The organism is Bosea vestrisii (assembly GCF_030144325.1).
Lineage (GTDB): Bacteria > Pseudomonadota > Alphaproteobacteria > Rhizobiales > Beijerinckiaceae > Allobosea > Allobosea vestrisii_A.
This window is the reverse complement of record NZ_CP126307.1, coordinates 1185975-1202265: the sequence shown is the minus strand read 5'-3', so window position 1 is coordinate 1202265 and position 16291 is coordinate 1185975. Positions and strand designations below refer to the sequence as shown.

The window sequence follows — 16291 nt, the reverse complement described above, 5'->3', positions numbered from 1 at the left end:
GGATAATTAGGCGCAGGATTTCCATGAGTCAAGCTGACGAGGCGAATGGGCAGGGTGGGCCACTGGATTCGATTCTGGCCCAGTGGCGAGTGGCGCGACCGGACATCGATCCCAGCCCGATGGCGGTCTGTGGTGCGGTCTGGCGCGCAGGCGAGCGGATTCGTCAGGGCCTGGCCGGCAATCTCGCCGGGGCCGAGCTCGACTTCGCCGGCTTCGACGTGCTGATGACCTTGCGCCGCCAGGGCGAGCGCGGCGGCTCGCTGACCCCGTCGGAACTCGCCAAGGACATGATGCTGTCGACCTCGGCGATGACGAATCGGCTCGACCGGCTGGAGAAGCGCGGGCTCGTCGCAAGGCAGGCCGATCCGCAGGACAGGCGCAGCCTGCGCATCTTGCTGACGCCGGAAGGATTCGCGCTGATCGAGCGGCTCGTGGTCTCGCATGTTGCGACGGAGGAGCGGCTGCTTTCGGCGCTCGGCGCGTCCGAGCGCGCGCAACTCAAGGCCCTGCTGGCCAAGGTCGCGGCCGGCGAGGGGGAGTGAGTCCTGCGCGCAACAGGGGCGCTTCCATTAACCGGCGGGGCGCTTCGTTAACGCGTCGTTAACCATGTCGGCTCAGGTTCGGCCCGAGGAGTTCGGTGTCAGGAACCTTGATGAGCAAGCATGTCGCAGTGCTGATGGGCGGGTGGTCGGTCGAGCGCGAGGTCAGCCTCAGCAGCGGCGCGGCCTGTGCTCGGGCGCTCGAAAGCGTCGGCTATCGCGTCACGCGCGTCGAGGTCGGCCGCGACGTTGCCGAGGTCCTGGCCAGGCTGAAGCCTGAGGTCGTCTTCAACGCCCTGCATGGCCGCTTCGGCGAGGACGGCACCATCCAGGGCATGCTCGAGATCCTCGGCATTCCCTATACCCATTCCGGCGTGCTCGCCTCGGCGCTCGCCATTCGCAAGGACAAGGCCAAGATGGTCGTGTCTGCCGCCGGCGTCCCGGTCGCGCATGGCATCAGCGTCTCACGCTTCGAGGCCGCGAAACGGCACCCTCTGCCACCGCCCTATGTGATCAAGCCGATCGACGAAGGCTCATCGGTCGGGGTGGTGATCGTTAAGAAAGGCCGCGAGCACCCACCCCAGGAGATCGCCCGGCCGGACTGGCCCTGCGGCGAGACCATGCTGGCCGAAACCTTCATAGCCGGGCGCGAACTGACCTGTGCGGTGATGGACGGCAAGTCCTTGGGGGTAACGGAGATTCGGGCGGCGACGGGCGAGTTCTACGACTACGACGCCAAATATGCCAAAGGCGGTTCAATCCACATCTGCCCGGCTCAAATTTTACCGAATATTTACCAGCGGATCGAAGAGTGTGCGTTAACGGCGCATCAAGCAATCGGGTGCCGCGGCGTCAGCCGTTCAGACTTCCGCTACGACGACGAGAGCGACACGCTCGTCTGGTTGGAAGTCAACACGCAGCCGGGCATGACCGAGACTAGCCTGGTGCCCGAATTAGCCGCCCATGCGGGCATGAATTTCGGTGAGCTCGTCAGATGGATCGTGGAGGACGCCTCCTTAAATCGGTGAAGGTGGAACCGGTGTTTGCCGGCGCCAACCTGCCGATGCGCGTGACGGGGCCTCAGCTCCTCGTCGGCGAGCGCTCGCGCCGCTGGTTCCGCGGCTCGCGCCGCAGCGCCGTCGCGGTGCCGCTGGCCGAGCGGCTGCCGAGCGGCCTCGGCTCCTGGCTGGCGATCGGTTTCCTGACGCTCACGGGCGCGACCGGGGCGATCCTCGGTGGCCACTACGAGACCTTCCGCGAGACCTATGGCGAGCCGAGGCACGCGCTGGCCCGGGCTGTCGGACTCGGCATCGACCGGATTACCATTTCGGGCCTGAGCGGGCTCTCGGAGATCGAGGTCCTGGTCGCGGCCGGCATCGATCCCAAGATCTCGCTCGCCTTCTTCGATGCGGACGAGGCCCGCAAGCGGCTCGAAGCGACGCCGATGATCCGCGAGGCCTCGGTCCGCAAGCTCTATCCCGGCGAGATTTCGATCAATCTCACCGAGCGCGAGCCCTATGCGCTCTGGCAGGTCAAGGGCGAGCTTTTCCTCATCGCCCAGGACGGCACGGTGATCGACAAGATGGATGATGGCCGCTTCGCCAACCTGCCGCTGGTCGTCGGCGCCGACGCCAATCTCAAGGCAAAGGACTATCTCGCGCTGCTCAGCGAGGCCGGCCCTTTCGCTGCACGCATCCGCGCCGGCAGCCTCGTCGCCGGCCGGCGCTGGAATCTCAAGCTCGATACCGGCGCCGACATCAGGCTGCCGGAGCAGGGCGCCGGCGCCGCCGTGAAGCGCCTCGCCAGTCTCGAGCAGGACTTCCGAATCAGCGAGAAGGATTTGATCGCCATCGACATGCGCCAGCCTGACCGCGTGACCATGCGCCTGACCGAAGAAGCCGCGACCGCGCGGGCCGAGCAGCTCAAGAGCAAGACGAAGAAGAAGGGCGGCGAGGCATGAGCTTGACCTCGCAGGGCCTGACGCCGCGGATGCGGCCCTTGTCGTCGCGCAAGAGCGCGACCTTGTCGATTCTGGACATCGGCACGAGCAAGGTCGTCTGCCTGATCGCCGAGCTCAACCCGGCCGAGGCGAACGAGCGGCTGCGCGGGCGTACCCATGTCGCGCGCATCATCGGCATCGGCCACCAGCGCTCGCTCGGCCTGAAGGGCGGGGCGATCATCGATCTCGAAAGCGCCGAGCGTGCCATCCGTGCCGCCGTGGACGCGGCCGAACGCATGGCCAAGGTCGAGGTCCAGTCGGTGATCGTGAACCTCACCGGCGGGCGCCTGAACTCGCAGCATTACGCTGCCAGCGTGGACCTGCGCGGCGGCTCGGTCGGCGATTCCGACGTCAAGCGCGTGCTCGCCGCCGCGGCGAACCACGCCATCCGCCCGGGCAAGGCGGTGCTGCACGCGCTGCCGACCGGTTACGCGCTCGACGGCTCGCCCGGCGTCCTCGACCCGCGCGGGCTGATCGGCGGCTCGCTCTCGGTCGACATGCACGTCGTCGCTTCTGAAGCCGCTGCGGCGCGCAACGTCATGCTCGCGGTCGAGCGCTGCCATCTCGAGGTCGAGGCGGTGGTCGCGACCCCCTACGCGGCGGGCCTCTCCGTTCTGGTCGACGACGAAGCCGAGATGGGCGTCGTCGTGGTCGACATGGGCGGCGGCACGACGTCGCTCGGCGTCTTCTCCGGCGGGCACCTGACCCATGCCGACGCGATCGCCGTCGGTGGCAATCACATCACCATGGACGTGGCGCGCGGGCTCTCGACCCGGGTCTCGGCGGCCGAGCGGCTGAAGACGCTTCACGGCTCGGCCATCGCCAGCCCCTCCGACGAGCGCGACATGATCGCGGTGCCGCAGGTCGACGATGACGAGCGCGACATGCCGAACCACCTCTCGAAGTCGCATCTGGTGCGGATCATCAAGCCGCGCGTCGAGGAGATCCTCGAGCTGGTGCGAGATCGGCTGAAGGCGGCCGGCTTCTCGGCCGAGGCCGGGCGGCGGGTGGTGCTGACCGGCGGCGCCTGCCAGCTCACCGGCATGCCGGAAGTGGCGCGGCGCATACTCGGCGGCCAGGTCCGCACTGGCCGGCCACTCGGAATCAAGGGCCTGCCGGAAGCCGGCAAAGGCCCGTCCTTCGCGGCGGCGGTCGGCCTCTTGGTCTATCCGCAGGTCGCGCATGTCGAACATTTCGAGCCGCGGGCAGGGGCGTCCTTCTTCGCCCATGCGACCGACGGCTACTTCTCCCGCGTCGGCCGCTGGCTGCGCGAGAGCTTCTAGAGTTGCGGGCCGCGGCGCCGAGAGGCGAGGCGACCCGGGGTGAGTTTTAACAGAACGGGGCCACGGCCCCTGGCGTGGAAGACGGGACGGCCCGCCAGGAGCCGGACAGGACAGTGAAAGAGGCAATCATGGCGATGAACCTGCAAGCCCCGGACATCCGGGAACTGAAGCCCCGGATCACCGTGTTCGGTGTCGGTGGCGCCGGCGGCAATGCCGTGAACAACATGATCGAGGCCGGGCTCGACGGCGTCGACTTCGTCTGCGCCAACACTGACGCGCAGGCGCTCGCTCTCGCCCGCGCTCCGCGCATCATCCAGATGGGCCTCCAGGTCACCGAAGGCCTCGGTGCCGGCTCGCAGCCGGAAGTCGGCCGCGCGGCGGCGGAAGAGGTGATCGACGAGATCCGCGATCATCTCGCCGGCGCGCACATGGTCTTCATCACGGCCGGCATGGGCGGTGGCACCGGCACGGGCGCGGCTCCCGCGATCGCCCGAGTCGCCCGCGACATGGGCATCCTCACTGTCGGCGTCGTCACCAAGCCGTTCCAGTTCGAGGGCCAGCGCCGCATGCGCATGGCAGAGGCCGGCATCGGCGAGCTCAACGAAGCGGTCGACACGCTGATCGTGATCCCGAACCAGAACCTGTTCCGTGTCGCCAACGAGAACACCGGCTTCGCCGACGCCTTCGGCATGGCCGACCAGGTGCTCTACTCCGGCGTCGCCTGCATCACCGACCTGATGGTCCGTCCCGGCCTGATCAACCTCGACTTCGCCGACGTCCGCGCCGTGATGCGCGGCATGGGCAAGGCGATGATGGGCACCGGCGAGGCCCAGGGCGAGAAGCGTGCGCTCTCGGCCGCCCAGGCCGCGATCAACAACCCGCTGCTCGACGATGTCTCGATGAAGGGGGCGCGTGGCCTGCTGATCTCGATCACCGGCGGGCGCGACATGAAGCTCTACGAGGTCGACGAAGCCGCCACCCGCATCCGCGAGGAGGTCGATTCCGAGGCCAATATCATCGTCGGCGCCACCTTCGACGAGGCGCTGGAAGGCACGATGCGCGTCTCGGTGGTCGCCACCGGCATCGACAAGCCGATGAGCGCCCATGGCGAGCTCGACCCGACCGAAGCCCGCATCGCCGAGGTGGCCGAGCGGCTGAAGGCCGAGGCTCGGCTGCGTTCGGCCGTCCCGAACGTCCGCACCTCCGCCGCTGCCCCGGCTCCGGCTCCGATGCCGGCCCCCGTGGCCGAGACCATGATGCCGGAACCGGTCCGCGCTCCGGCTCCGGCGGCCTATGCCGCCGATGTCCGCATCGAGCCGGCCCAGCCGCGCCCGGCGATGATGGCGCCGCCAGTCGTGGAGCCTCGTGCTCCCGAAGCATCGGTGCCGCATTTCGAGGACAGCTTCATCCCGCCGGCGCCCGAGCGCGCCGTGATCCGCCCGACCCGCATGCCGCGCGTCGAGGACTTGCCGATGCCGGCCCAGCACCAGATCGCGCAGAGCCGCGGCGCCGTGCCTGCTCCCGCGCCGGCTTCGGCCGAGCAGAAGCGCATGTCGCTGATGCAGCGCCTCGCTTCGGTCGGCTTTGGCCGCAAGGAGGACGATTACGCCGACGTCCCGGTAGCGCCTGTTCCGGCTCCGGCTCCACGTCCGGCGCCTCCAGCTGCCGCGGCCGGCCCGAGCGCAGCCCATGCCGAGTTCATGCGCCGTCCGCCGGCGCCGGCCACCCGGCCGGCCCAGGGTCAGCTGGATCAGCTCGGCCGCGCAGCTCCGGCGCGCAACACGGAAGAGGACCAGCTCGAGATTCCGGCGTTCCTGCGCCGCCAGTCGAACTGAGCTTTCCGACTCCGTTCAACCGGTTTAAACACTCGGCCCGGCGGGACCTCCCGCCGGGCCTTTTTAACGTCTGAAAAACCATATACATCAATCAGATGGTTAAGGTTTTATGGCTTCGTAAGCTCTGTTACAGAGCGAAAGAAAGCGTGATTTTGAAGGTTGTGCGCCAGCGCGTATCTTGCAGCGCATCAACGGGTAGGGGGATTCGGGATTAATCCCGAGTTCGCTGCAATTCAGGGAACCGCGTCGATCGTCGAACAGGTTGCGTCGCAAGGCGCCGCCCACCGAGGTTTGCGCGTTTGAGACGGATATCGAGTATGATGGCTGAACGGCAGACGACCCTACGCTCGCCCGTGACCCTGCAAGGCATCGGCGTTCATTCCGGGGCTCCCGCCTGCCTCACGCTGCGTCCTTCCACTGCCAATTCCGGCGTCGTCTTCCTGCGCAAGGGCCTCGAAGGTGGCCACGAGCAGTTGATCCACGCCCGCCATAACAAGGTCAGTGCCACCGAGCTGTGCACCGTGATCGGCGACCAGGCTTCCGGCTCCGTCGCCACGATCGAGCATTTGATGTCGGCCTGCGCCGGCCTGGGCCTCGACAACGTGCTGATCGAGATCGACGGGCCTGAAATGCCGATCATGGACGGCAGCGCCTCCGAATTCGTCGCCGCCATCGAGTCGACCGGCCTCGTCGCGCTCGGTGCGACCCGTCGTTATCTCAAGGTGTTGCGTCCGGTCCGCATCGAGCAGGGCCGGGCCTTCGCCGAGCTGGCGCCATCCGAGAACGGTTTCCGCCTCGACGTCGAGATCGACTTCGACACCCCGGCCATCGGCCGCCAGCGCAAGATCTTCGATCTCGACCCCGAGGCTTATGCCCGCGAGATTTCCCGCGCCCGCACCTTCGGCTTCATGCGCGACGTCGAGCAGCTCTGGAAAGCCGGCTTCGCGCTTGGCGCCTCGCTCGACAACACCGTCGCGATCGGCGACGACAAGGTGATCAACCCGGAAGGCCTGCGCTACGCCGACGAGTTTGTGCGCCACAAGGTCCTCGACGCCGTTGGCGACTTGGCTCTGGCCGGTTATCCGATCCTCGGCGAGTTTCGTTCCTATTGCGGCGGTCACCGCATGAACGTCCGTATCCTCGAGGCGCTGTTCGCCGACCGCGCCAACTACGCGATCGTCGAGGCCCAGCCGGTTTACGGACACCACGCCGTGCAGATGGCGGCTGGCCCGATGCCTGCAGCACTCGCGCCCGATCTGCACTGAGCAGGGTATTACGCGACGCCACGCCTTGCATTCGCCCGTTTCCTGTAGGAAACGGCGATCGCACTGCATGAAGCGCCCGTCACGCTTGGCGAAAAGGCTGCTTCTGAGCTAAAGCCAATTCGCGCGCTCTTGTCGAAGGGGCGTCACAAGGACGGATGAAGTGAGCGTCATGCGGCTGAAGACATTCAATTCCGGCGAATCGACACGGGGTGGCAAGCGCCTCGCGCTGGTTTTCGCCCTCGCGGCTGCGCTCGGCGGCTGCGACACGGTTAGCGCGCTCAACCCGTTCGACCGGCCAGAGGTCTACAAACCCGAGGTGGTGGCGGAGGTTCCGGCCGACAAGCTCTATAATGAGGGGCTTGCGCGTCTGAAGAACGGCGACACCGAAGGCGCGAACAAGAAGTTCGACGAAATCGACAAGCAGGCGCCGTTCTCGCCCTATTCGAAGAAGGGCCTGATCATGGCCGCCTATGCGAATTACGAGGCGGCCAAATACGACGACGCGATCACCGCCTCGAAGCGCTTCCTGGCGCAGAACCCGGCGAGCCCGGATGCGGCCTACGCGCAGTACATCCTCGCGATGTCCTATTATAACCAGATCCCGGATGCGACGCGCGACCAGGAGCGCACCGACCAGGCGCTGCGCGCGATGCAGGAACTGCTCGACCGCTATCCGAAGTCGGAATACGTGCTCGACGTGCGCGAGAAGATGCTGGTCGCGCGCGACCAGCTCGCCGGCAAGGAAATGAATGTCGGCCGCTTCTATCTCGAGAAGCGCAACTACACGGGTGCCGTCGGCCGCTTCCGCGATGTCATCACCAAGTACCAGACGACACGCCATGTCGAAGAAGCGCTGATGCGCCTGACCGAGGCCTATATGGCGCTCGGGATCACCAACGAGGCGCAGACCGCCGCGGCGGTGCTCGGCCACAACTTCCCGGACAGCCCCTGGTACAAGGACGCCTATACGCTCCTGGAGAGCGGCGGCCTGCAGCCACGTGAGGATCGCGGCTCCTATATCAGCCGGGCCTTCAACGGCTTCACGCGCGCGGTCGTGGGGATAACTGGTCTCGGCCGCCTCTAAGTCGGTCTGCTGGTGCCCCGGCGAGGCCATCTCCTGCCGGCACAAGGGAGCTGAGTTGCATGCTCGCTCAGCTCTCGATCCGCGACATCGTTCTGATCGACCGGCTCGACCTGGGCTTCGAGGGCGGGCTCAGCGTGTTGACCGGCGAGACCGGCGCCGGCAAATCGATCCTGCTCGACGGTTTTGCGCTCGCTCTCGGCGCGCGCGGCGATGGCGGGCTGGTGCGCCATGGCGAGACGCAAGGGCAAGTCAGCGCCGTCTTTGACCTGCCGATGTCGCATCCGGCGCGTGTGCTCGCTCAGGCGCAGGAGATCGACACTGACGGCGACCTGATCCTCAGGCGCGTGCAATATGCCGATGGCCGGACCCGCGCCTTCGTCAACGACCAGCCGGTCAGCGTGCAGATCCTGCGGATGATCGGCGCGGCGCTGGTCGAGATCCATGGCCAGCATGACGACCGGGCGCTGACCGACCCGGCCCAGCACCGCACCATCCTCGACGGTTTCGGCGAACTCGCCGAGCAGGCGGCCGAGGTCGCCCGCGCCAGCGAGACGCTGAAGAAGGCGCGGCAGGCGCTGCAGAGCCAGCGCATGCGGGTCGAGACCGCGCGCAAGGAGGCGGACTTCCTGCGCCATGCCGTGGCAGAGCTTGGCAAGCTCGCCCCCGGGCCGGGTGAGGAAGAGGCTCTCGCGAGCCAGCGCCAGGGCATGATGGCGGCCGAGAAGGTCGCCCGCGACATCATCGAAGCCTATGAGGCGGTCGGAGGCACAGCCTCGCCGGTTTCCGCCCTGTCGGGCGTGCTGCGCCGGCTGGAGCGCCGCGCCACCCAGGCGCCGGGGCTGGTCGACCCCTCGATCGCGGCCTTGACCACGGCGGTGGTCGCGCTGGAGGAGGCGGGGGGAGACGCTGCAGGCGGCGGTACGCGCTGCCGAATTCGATCCGCGCGTGCTGGAGCGCGTCGAGGAACGGCTGTTCGCGCTACGCGCGGCGGCGCGCAAATTCGACGTCCCGGTCGATGCACTGGCGGCCCTGGCCGAGACCATGGCGGCAGACCTCGCCGCGCTGGACGAGAGCGAAGGCTCGCTCAAGCGCCTGGAGGCCGAGCTCGCCGAAGCCGAGGCGGCCTATGTCACGCTGGCGACAGCGCTGTCTGCCGGGCGCAGGCGGGCCGCATCGGCGCTCGACGCCGCGGTCAAGGCGGAACTGCCGCCGCTCAAGCTGGAGCGGGCACGTTTCATCACGCAGATCGACAGCGATCCCGATGCGCGCGGACCGGAGGGTTTCGACCGCGTCGAATTCTGGGTCGAGACCAATCCCGGCACACGCCCGGGGCCAATGATGAAGGTCGCCTCGGGCGGCGAACTGTCGCGCTTCATGCTGGCGCTGAAGGTGGTGCTGGCCGAGCGCGGCTCGGCCCCGACGCTGGTCTTCGACGAGATCGACACCGGCGTCGGCGGCGCGGTGGCGGATGCGATCGGCGAGCGGCTGGCACGGCTGGCGGCGCGGGTGCAGGTCGTTTCGGTGACGCATGCGCCGCAGGTCGCGGCCAAGGCCGGGCAGCATTTCCTGATCGCGAAATCGGCCCACGGCGGGGAGGGCGCCGACGAACGCACCGTCACGCGCGTCTCGTCACTGGAAGCTGGCAGCCGGCGCGAGGAAATCGCCCGCATGCTCGCCGGCGCCTCGATCACCGAGGAGGCGCGGGCGGCGGCCGGCAAGCTGCTCGATGCGGCCGGGATGCGCGGCTGACGCTGTCAGGCCGGGATCAATTCATACCCCGAGCCACTCTCGTTGACGCGTCTGAAACCTTCGATATGGCCGCCCGATACGAGCCAACCTTCGTGCGCGGCGCGTTCGAGGATGGCGCGGCGGGAGGCGACGGCGGTTGTGGCGTCGAAATCATAGACCAGGCCGACATCCGGATCGAAGGCCTGCAGGTCGGATAGATGCAGCGCATCGCCCCAGAGCAGGAGGCTCTCCTCGCCTTCGATCAGATAGCCACTATGGCCGAAGGTGTGGCCGGGAAGCGGGATCAGCGCGATACCGGGTCGCACGGTGCCGACCGGGACGGGACGGATGCGGCCGGCATAGTGCTTCGTCACGGCCGCGGCGACGGCAAAGCCGCCCTGCCTGTTCTGCGGCGTCTGGGCGCGATTGGCTTCCTCGCCGAAGAAAGCGAGATCGGCTTCCGGCACGATGATCTCGGCATTGGCGAAACGGGCGCGATCGCCGTCGAAAAGGCCGAGTGCATGATCGCCGTGCAGATGTGTGATCAGGACTCGTTCGACCTGCTCGGGGGCAATACCGGCGCTCGCCATGGCGGCGGGTGCATGGCCCATCGCTTCGCCCCAGGAGGGGCCGGTGCCGGCATCGACGAGGGTGATCCCGTCGGCATTCTTCAGGGCGAAGCAATTGACCGGGATGCTGATCTTCGGCTTGCCCCAGCGCGCCACGGCTTCGTCACGGGCGGCCTGGCCGCCCGCATGGACCAGGACGTCCAGTGGCGCCTCGAAGATGCCGTCGTGCAACGTGAGCACCTCGTAGGAACCGAACCGCCGCCACGTCCCGCTCATGTCTGCTGGTCTCCGATCGCGTTCGATCTGCTTAGATCACGAGGTCTGCGTTGCGGACAACGGAGCGGGCAACATGGTCGATATCCGGCTTCGCATGCCGGAAGGGATCGCTGCTCCATTTCCTTTTTGCGCGATCTGCTCTATGTGCGGCAGCAACTGCGTGCGCCGTATCCGGTGCCGCCCCTCGATCTGCATGCCGCCAGCCCGCCGGTTGCAACCTAAGGCCTGACATCAATGTCCTTCATTTCCACGAGTGCGCCGCTCGCGCGTGCGCTCGCCGACCGCAATTACAATGAGCCGACGCCCGTCCAGGCCGCCGTGCTGGAAGAGGCCGCTGCCGGCCGCGATCTCCTGGTCTCGTCGCAGACCGGTTCGGGCAAGACGGTGGCCTATGGCCTCGCCATCGGCGCCGACCTGCTCGGCGAGGCCGAAGCCCTGCCGCGGGCCGAACGGCCGCTGGCGCTGATCGTTGCGCCGACGCGCGAGCTCGCCCTCCAGGTCCAGCGCGAGCTCAGCTGGCTCTACAAGCAGACCAATGCCCGCGTGATCTCCTGCGTCGGCGGCATGGACCCGCGCCGCGAAGCGGCCCCTGCTCGACGAGGGTGCGCATATCGTCGTCGGCACGCCCGGCCGTCTGCGTGACCACATCGAACGCCGTCGCCTCGACGTTTCGGGCCTGCGGGCGGTCGTGCTCGACGAGGCCGACGAGATGCTCGATCTCGGCTTTCGCGACGATCTCGAATTCATCCTGAAGTCCGCGCCGGCAGAGCGCCGCAGCCTTCTGTTCTCGGCGACGCTGCCGAAGGCGATCATCGCCCTGGCACGCAGCTATCAGCGCGATGCCCTGCGCATCGAGGTCGCCGGCGGCGAGCGCGGCCATGCCGATATCGAGTACCGCGCCATCCGCGTCTTCCCGAAGGAGGCCGAGCTCGCGGTCGTCAACCTGCTGCGCTTCCACGATTCGCCGACCGCGCTGGTGTTCTGCAACACCCGCAACGCTGTGCGTCATCTCGAGGCGATCCTGCTGGAGCGCGGCTTCTCGGCTGTGGCGCTCTCGGGTGAGCTCAGCCAGAGCGAGCGCAATTCGGCGCTGCAGGCTTTGCGCGACGGAAGGGCACGCGTCTGCGTCGCGACCGATGTCGCGGCGCGCGGCATCGACCTGCCGGGCCTGACGCTGGTCATCCATGCCGAGCTGCCGAACGATCCCGAGGTGATGCAGCATCGCTCGGGCCGTACCGGGCGCGCCGGCAACAAGGGCACGAGCGTGCTGCTGGTGCCGGCCTCGCGCCGGCGCAAGGCCGAGATGCTGATCGCCGAGGCCAAGATCGAGGTGAGCTGGGCCGGTCCGCCGACGCAGGACGAGATCCGCGTGCTCGACGAGCAGCGCCTGCTGAGCGATCCCCTGCTCTCCGGCGAGGCGAGTGAGGACGATGCGCCGATGGTCGCGGCCCTGCTTGCGGGGCGCTCGACGCAGGAGATCGCAGCAGCGCTGGTGCGTGTCTATCGCTCGCGCCTCCCCGCGGCCGAAGAGGTCGGCGATCCCAACTTCGGTCGTGACGAACGTCGCCCCGTGCGCAGCGCCGAGGATTACGCAAGGCCACGCGAGCATGGTGGCGCCGAGCGGCCGGAGCGCCGCGAGAGATCGGGTCCGCGCGGCGATACCGTCTGGTTCCGCCTCAATATCGGCCGCAAGGACGGTGCCGATCCGCGCCAGCTCCTGCCGATGCTGTGCCGACGCGGCAAGATCACGCGCGACGAGGTCGGTGCGATCCGCATCTTCGACAAGGAAACCAAGGTCGAGATCGATGCCGAGGTCGCGGAGCGCTTCGCGCAACTCACCAAGGCTGTCGACCGCGACAAGATCATCATCGAGCCGGTGACCGGCGAAGAGGAGCGCCGCCCGGCCAAGCCCTTCGCCGAGAAGGCGAGCCATGCGCCGCGGGCGCCCTATCAGGCCCGCGAGCAGCGCGACGAGCGTTCGACGGCGCCCGCGCGCAAGCCTTACGAAGGCAAGGGCAAGCCGTTCGGCGCCAAGCCTTATGATCCGGCGCGGCGTGATCGCGAGCCGGCCTATGAGGAAACTGCGATCCTGCGGCCGGAACGACCCTTCGACAAAAAGGCTGAGCACGGCGGCAAGCCGTTCGCCGGCAAGTTCAAGGGTGGCAAGAAGCCATTCGGCGCGCAGCATGGCGGAGAGCGGCCGGCTGCCGGCGACGCACGGCCTGCGGGCAAGAACTTCGGCGAGAAAAAGCCTTTCGCTGCTAAGAAGCCCTTCACTGGCAAGAAGCCCTTCGCAAGCAAGAAGCCGCGCCGCGACGATCGCTGACGCTGGCTGATTGCGGCTTCGCCGTCATGGTCGGCCTTGTGCCGACCATCCATGTTTTCCTTCCTGCAAAACGCTGCTCTAGCCGTATGCTCGCCACAAGGGCGAACATACGGCTAGAGCAGCGTTTTGCGCTGGGCCTCAGGCGGCTGTCATCAACGCAGTCCGAGGAAGGACAGAATCGCCAGAACGACGACGACCAAGCCGATAATGTAGATGATGTTGTTCATGGTGGAGCCCCTCCCGGTTGCGGTGCCGTCGCATCTGCACGGCTGACGGTGCGTGCGACCTTGCCGCAGCACTCTCGCAACGCGACGCATGGTCGGATTGTTCCGGAATCGTCGCATAGCTGTTGCACTCGCCAGCCATCCGCTCCCACAATGCCCGGCCGGGCAGAGACCCGGACGGGGGAATGCCATGAGGACGATTGGTAAGGCGCTCGGCGCCATGTTGATGTTGGCCGGGCTCAGCCTGCCCGCCGCCGCGCAGGACCGGCTGGTGATCGCCGGGCGCGATGCCGGCTTCGCCCCGGCGCTGGCCAAGATGGTCGAGCTCTACCAGGCCAAGAATCCCAGTGTGAAGATCGAGCGGCTCGAGCTCGGCGGCGGCCCGCTCTATGAGCGCCTTGCAGTCGGCGCGCGCGAGAAGACGGCGGCGACCGATGTCGCCATGCTCGACGACATCTGGGCGCCGGAGTTCATGGCGCGCGGCTGGCTCACCGATCTCGGCACTGTCGGCGGACTGCCGGGCGAATTCGTCAAGTCGGCGATGGATGTCTCGCGGCATGACGGCAAGCTCTATGCCGCGCCCTTCGTCGGCAACATCGCCATGTTCGCCTATCGCAAGGACCTGCTCGCCAAGCACGGCTTCGAGCGGCCCAAGACCTGGAGCGACGTCGTCAAGGCGGCGCAGGTGATCCAGGACAAGGAGCAGGGCGTCTCCGGCCTCGTCTTCCGCGGCATCAAGGGCAACCCGATCGTCACCTCCTTCCTGCCGGTGCTGTGGGCGCATGGCGGCGACGTGGTGAGCGCCGACGGCAAGGCCGTGCTCGATACCCCCGCGGCCGAGAAGGCGCTGACGCAGTTCCTCTCCTTCAAGGCGCTCGCGCCGAAGGGCGTCGAGACCTACAACGCCACCGAATTGCGCGACGCGATCCAGCAGGGCCGCGCCGCGATCGCGGTCGAGATGTGGTCGTCATGGGCCGGCACGCTCGACGGCAGCGCTTCCAAGGTCGCGAACCAGGTCGAGGTCGTCGCGACCCCGGGCGAGGTCAAGGGGCCGGCGCCGATGCTGGGCGCCTGGCTGCTCGCCATCCCGGCCGACTCGCCGAACAAGGCGCGCGCTGCCGACTTCATCCGCTTCGTCACCAGCCCTGAGAACCAGAAGCTGATCGCGCTCGAGACCGGCAACCCGCCGACGCTCACCGCGCTGTTCAACGACAAGGATCTCGTCGCCAAGTACCGCTGGTACCCGGCACAGCTCGAAGCGCTCAACGTTGCACAGGCGCGTCCGCGCATCAGCCAGTGGGCCCGCGTCGAGACCATTCTGGGCGATTATCTCCAGCTCGCCCTGATCGGCCAGCTGCAGCCCAAGCAAGCGCTGACCGAGGCCAACGCCCAGATCACCCGCGCGCTGACGCGCTGATCGTCACACGGGCCGCCTTGCATCGGGGCGGCCCGCTTTCCGTCTGGACGTAATGACCGCTTCCCGCCGCCTGCTGCCCTGGCTCCTGCTGACGCCGGCGCTCCTGATCTTCGCCGGGCTGACGCTCTATCCGCTCGGGCGGACGCTGGCGTTGTCCCTGTTCGCGACCGATTACGGCTTCGAGAACGCCAAGTTCGTCGGGCTGGAGAATTTCCAGGAGCTCTGGGACAGCCGCTTCTTCCGGCAGGCGGTGACGAACACCGTTGTGTTCACCGTGGTTGCGACCGTGCTCGAGGTCGCGGCGGGGCTGGGCCTTGCCCTCCTGCTCAACCGCGCCTTTCCTGGCCGCACGCTGGTGATGACGCTGCTGCTCGCGCCCTTCGTGCTCTCGACCATGGTGGTGACCGCGATCTGGCGGGCCTGGTTCCATTTCGATCTCGGCTTTCTCAACAACCTCTTGCGCGCCATCGGCCTGCCCGGCGTGCCCTGGCTGTTCGATCCGAACCTCGCGCTCTGGTCGATCGTGCTGGTCGATCTCTGGCAGACCGCGCCCTTCGCCTTCCTGATCATCTTCGCCGGCCTGCGCCTGATTCCGCAGGACGTCTACGAAGCCGCCCGCGTCGACGGTGCCGGGCCGTGGCGGCGCTTCCGCGACATGACGCTGCCGCTGCTCGCGCCCTATCTCTTCGTCGCGGCGCTGCTGCGCTCGGTCGACAGCTTCAAATTATTCGACAAGGTCTACGCCATGACCGGCGGCGGGCCGGGGCAGGCGACCGAGACGGTCTCGATGTTCGTTTACCGGCAGGGCTTCCGCTTCTTCGACATCGGGCTGGCCTCGGCCGCCGCCGTGGTGATGATCGTCGTCGCGGGGTTGCTCGCCGTCGTCTATGCGGCTTCGCTGCTCAAGGGGGCGGGCCGATGATCCGGATTATCGCCGCCTTCGCGCTTTGCGCGCTCTCGCTGATCCCGCTGCTCTGGATGGTGGCGACCTCGCTCAAGCCACCGGCCGAATACATCTCGACCTCGATCGCGCTCTGGCCGCAGGATCCGACGCTGGCGCATTACCGCGTGCTGCTCGACAGCGGGATGTGGCGGCTCGGGCTCAACAGCGTCGTGGTGGCGCTGGGCACGGTCGGGTTGTCATTGCTCGCCGGCCTGCCGGCAGCCTACGCGCTGGCGCGCTTCGAATTGCCGAAGCGCTTCGACATCGTCTTTCTCGGCTTCGTGCTGGTGATCAAGCTGGCGCCGCCGATCGCGCTCGCGATCCCGCTCTACCAGGTGCTGCGGGCGCTCGGCCTGCTCGACACCCATCTCGGCCTGATCCTCGCCAACCAGATCCTGGCGCTGCCTTTCGCGATCTGGATGCTGCTCGGTTTCGTCCGCGATGTGCCCTATTCGTTCGAGGAGGCGGCGATGCTCGACGGCGCGGGTTTTGTGAAGCGGCTGCTGGAGATCGTCGTGCCGCTCTTGATGCCCGGGCTGGTCGCGACCGCGGTCTTCGTCGCGATCATGAGCTGGAACGAGTTCCTGTTCGCGCTGCTCTTCATCCAGACGCCGTCGAAGTTCACCCTGCCGGCCTTCATCGCGACGCTGATCAACGAGGACGAGACCTTGTGGGGCAGGCTCTCGGCGATGGGGCTGATCGCCTCGCTGCCGGTCCTGCTCGCGGTCGGGCTGGTCAGGCGCGGGCTGACGCGCGAGGTCTCGGTCGATCAGCATTGAAACATTGAAGCGTCATTCTCGGGC

General features: G+C 67.5%; 11 protein-coding genes and 2 pseudogenes. 12 read left to right on the top strand and 1 reads right to left on the bottom strand.

Going from position 1 to position 16291, the window contains the following annotated elements; genetic code table 11:
- Positions 1–23 precede the first annotated feature (23 nt).
- The 8 genes and pseudogenes from QO058_RS05860 (at position 24) to recN (ending at position 9754) form a co-directional block, all read left to right on the top strand.
- Positions 24–542 carry a MarR family winged helix-turn-helix transcriptional regulator gene (locus QO058_RS05860; protein WP_284170987.1) on the top strand — a complete coding sequence of 173 codons (519 nt, stop codon included), beginning with the start codon at positions 24–26 and terminating at the stop codon, positions 540–542.
- Positions 543–652: 110 nt separating this feature from the next.
- Entirely contained in the window at positions 653–1567 is a 915-nt protein-coding gene (locus tag QO058_RS05855) for a D-alanine--D-alanine ligase (protein WP_284170986.1), read from the top strand.
- Positions 1568–1578: 11 nt separating this feature from the next.
- Positions 1579–2499 carry a cell division protein FtsQ/DivIB gene (locus QO058_RS05850; protein WP_284170984.1) on the top strand — a complete coding sequence of 307 codons (921 nt, stop codon included), beginning with the start codon at positions 1579–1581 and terminating at the stop codon, positions 2497–2499.
- Positions 2496–3821 carry a cell division protein FtsA gene (gene ftsA, locus QO058_RS05845; protein WP_284170983.1) on the top strand — a complete coding sequence of 442 codons (1326 nt, stop codon included), beginning with the start codon at positions 2496–2498 and terminating at the stop codon, positions 3819–3821. Before QO058_RS05850 ends, ftsA begins: the two co-directional genes overlap by 4 nt.
- Positions 3822–3949: 128 nt before the next feature.
- Positions 3950–5656, top strand: a complete 1707-nt coding sequence (gene ftsZ / locus QO058_RS05840; protein ID WP_284170981.1) for a cell division protein FtsZ — start codon at positions 3950–3952, stop codon at positions 5654–5656.
- A gap of 317 nt (positions 5657–5973) precedes the next feature.
- Positions 5974–6921 (top strand): UDP-3-O-acyl-N-acetylglucosamine deacetylase, encoded by a 948-nt coding sequence (gene lpxC / locus QO058_RS05835; protein WP_284170979.1) that lies wholly within the window; start codon positions 5974–5976, stop codon positions 6919–6921.
- Between the two features lie 169 nt (positions 6922–7090).
- Entirely contained in the window at positions 7091–8005 is a 915-nt protein-coding gene (locus tag QO058_RS05830) for an outer membrane protein assembly factor BamD (RefSeq protein ID WP_284170978.1), read from the top strand.
- Between the two features lie 59 nt (positions 8006–8064).
- Positions 8065–9754 (top strand): annotated as a pseudogene (gene recN, locus QO058_RS05825) (DNA repair protein RecN).
- A 5-nt stretch (positions 9755–9759) separates the two neighbouring features.
- On the opposite strand, the gene aidB reads toward recN, so the two are convergent.
- Positions 9760–10578, bottom strand: a complete 819-nt coding sequence (aidB, locus tag QO058_RS05820; RefSeq protein WP_284170976.1) for an AidB family quorum-quenching N-acyl homoserine lactonase — start codon at positions 10576–10578, stop codon at positions 9760–9762.
- 234 nt (positions 10579–10812) lie between these two features.
- On the opposite strand from aidB, the pseudogene QO058_RS05815 reads away from it, so the two are divergent.
- From QO058_RS05815 to QO058_RS05800, 4 genes and pseudogenes are all read left to right on the top strand, one after another.
- Positions 10813–12904 (top strand): annotated as a pseudogene (locus QO058_RS05815) (DEAD/DEAH box helicase).
- 414 nt (positions 12905–13318) lie between these two features.
- Positions 13319–14545, top strand: a complete 1227-nt coding sequence (locus tag QO058_RS05810; protein WP_284170975.1) for an extracellular solute-binding protein — start codon at positions 13319–13321, stop codon at positions 14543–14545.
- Positions 14546–14597: 52 nt separating this feature from the next.
- Positions 14598–15467, top strand: a complete 870-nt coding sequence (locus QO058_RS05805) for a carbohydrate ABC transporter permease (protein ID WP_284170973.1) — start codon at positions 14598–14600, stop codon at positions 15465–15467.
- Positions 15464–16267: a carbohydrate ABC transporter permease gene (locus QO058_RS05800; RefSeq protein ID WP_284170972.1), complete on the top strand. Its 804-nt coding sequence runs from the start codon at positions 15464–15466 to the stop codon at positions 16265–16267. The genes QO058_RS05805 and QO058_RS05800 overlap by 4 nt, the downstream gene beginning before the upstream one ends.
- Positions 16268–16291 lie beyond the last annotated feature (24 nt).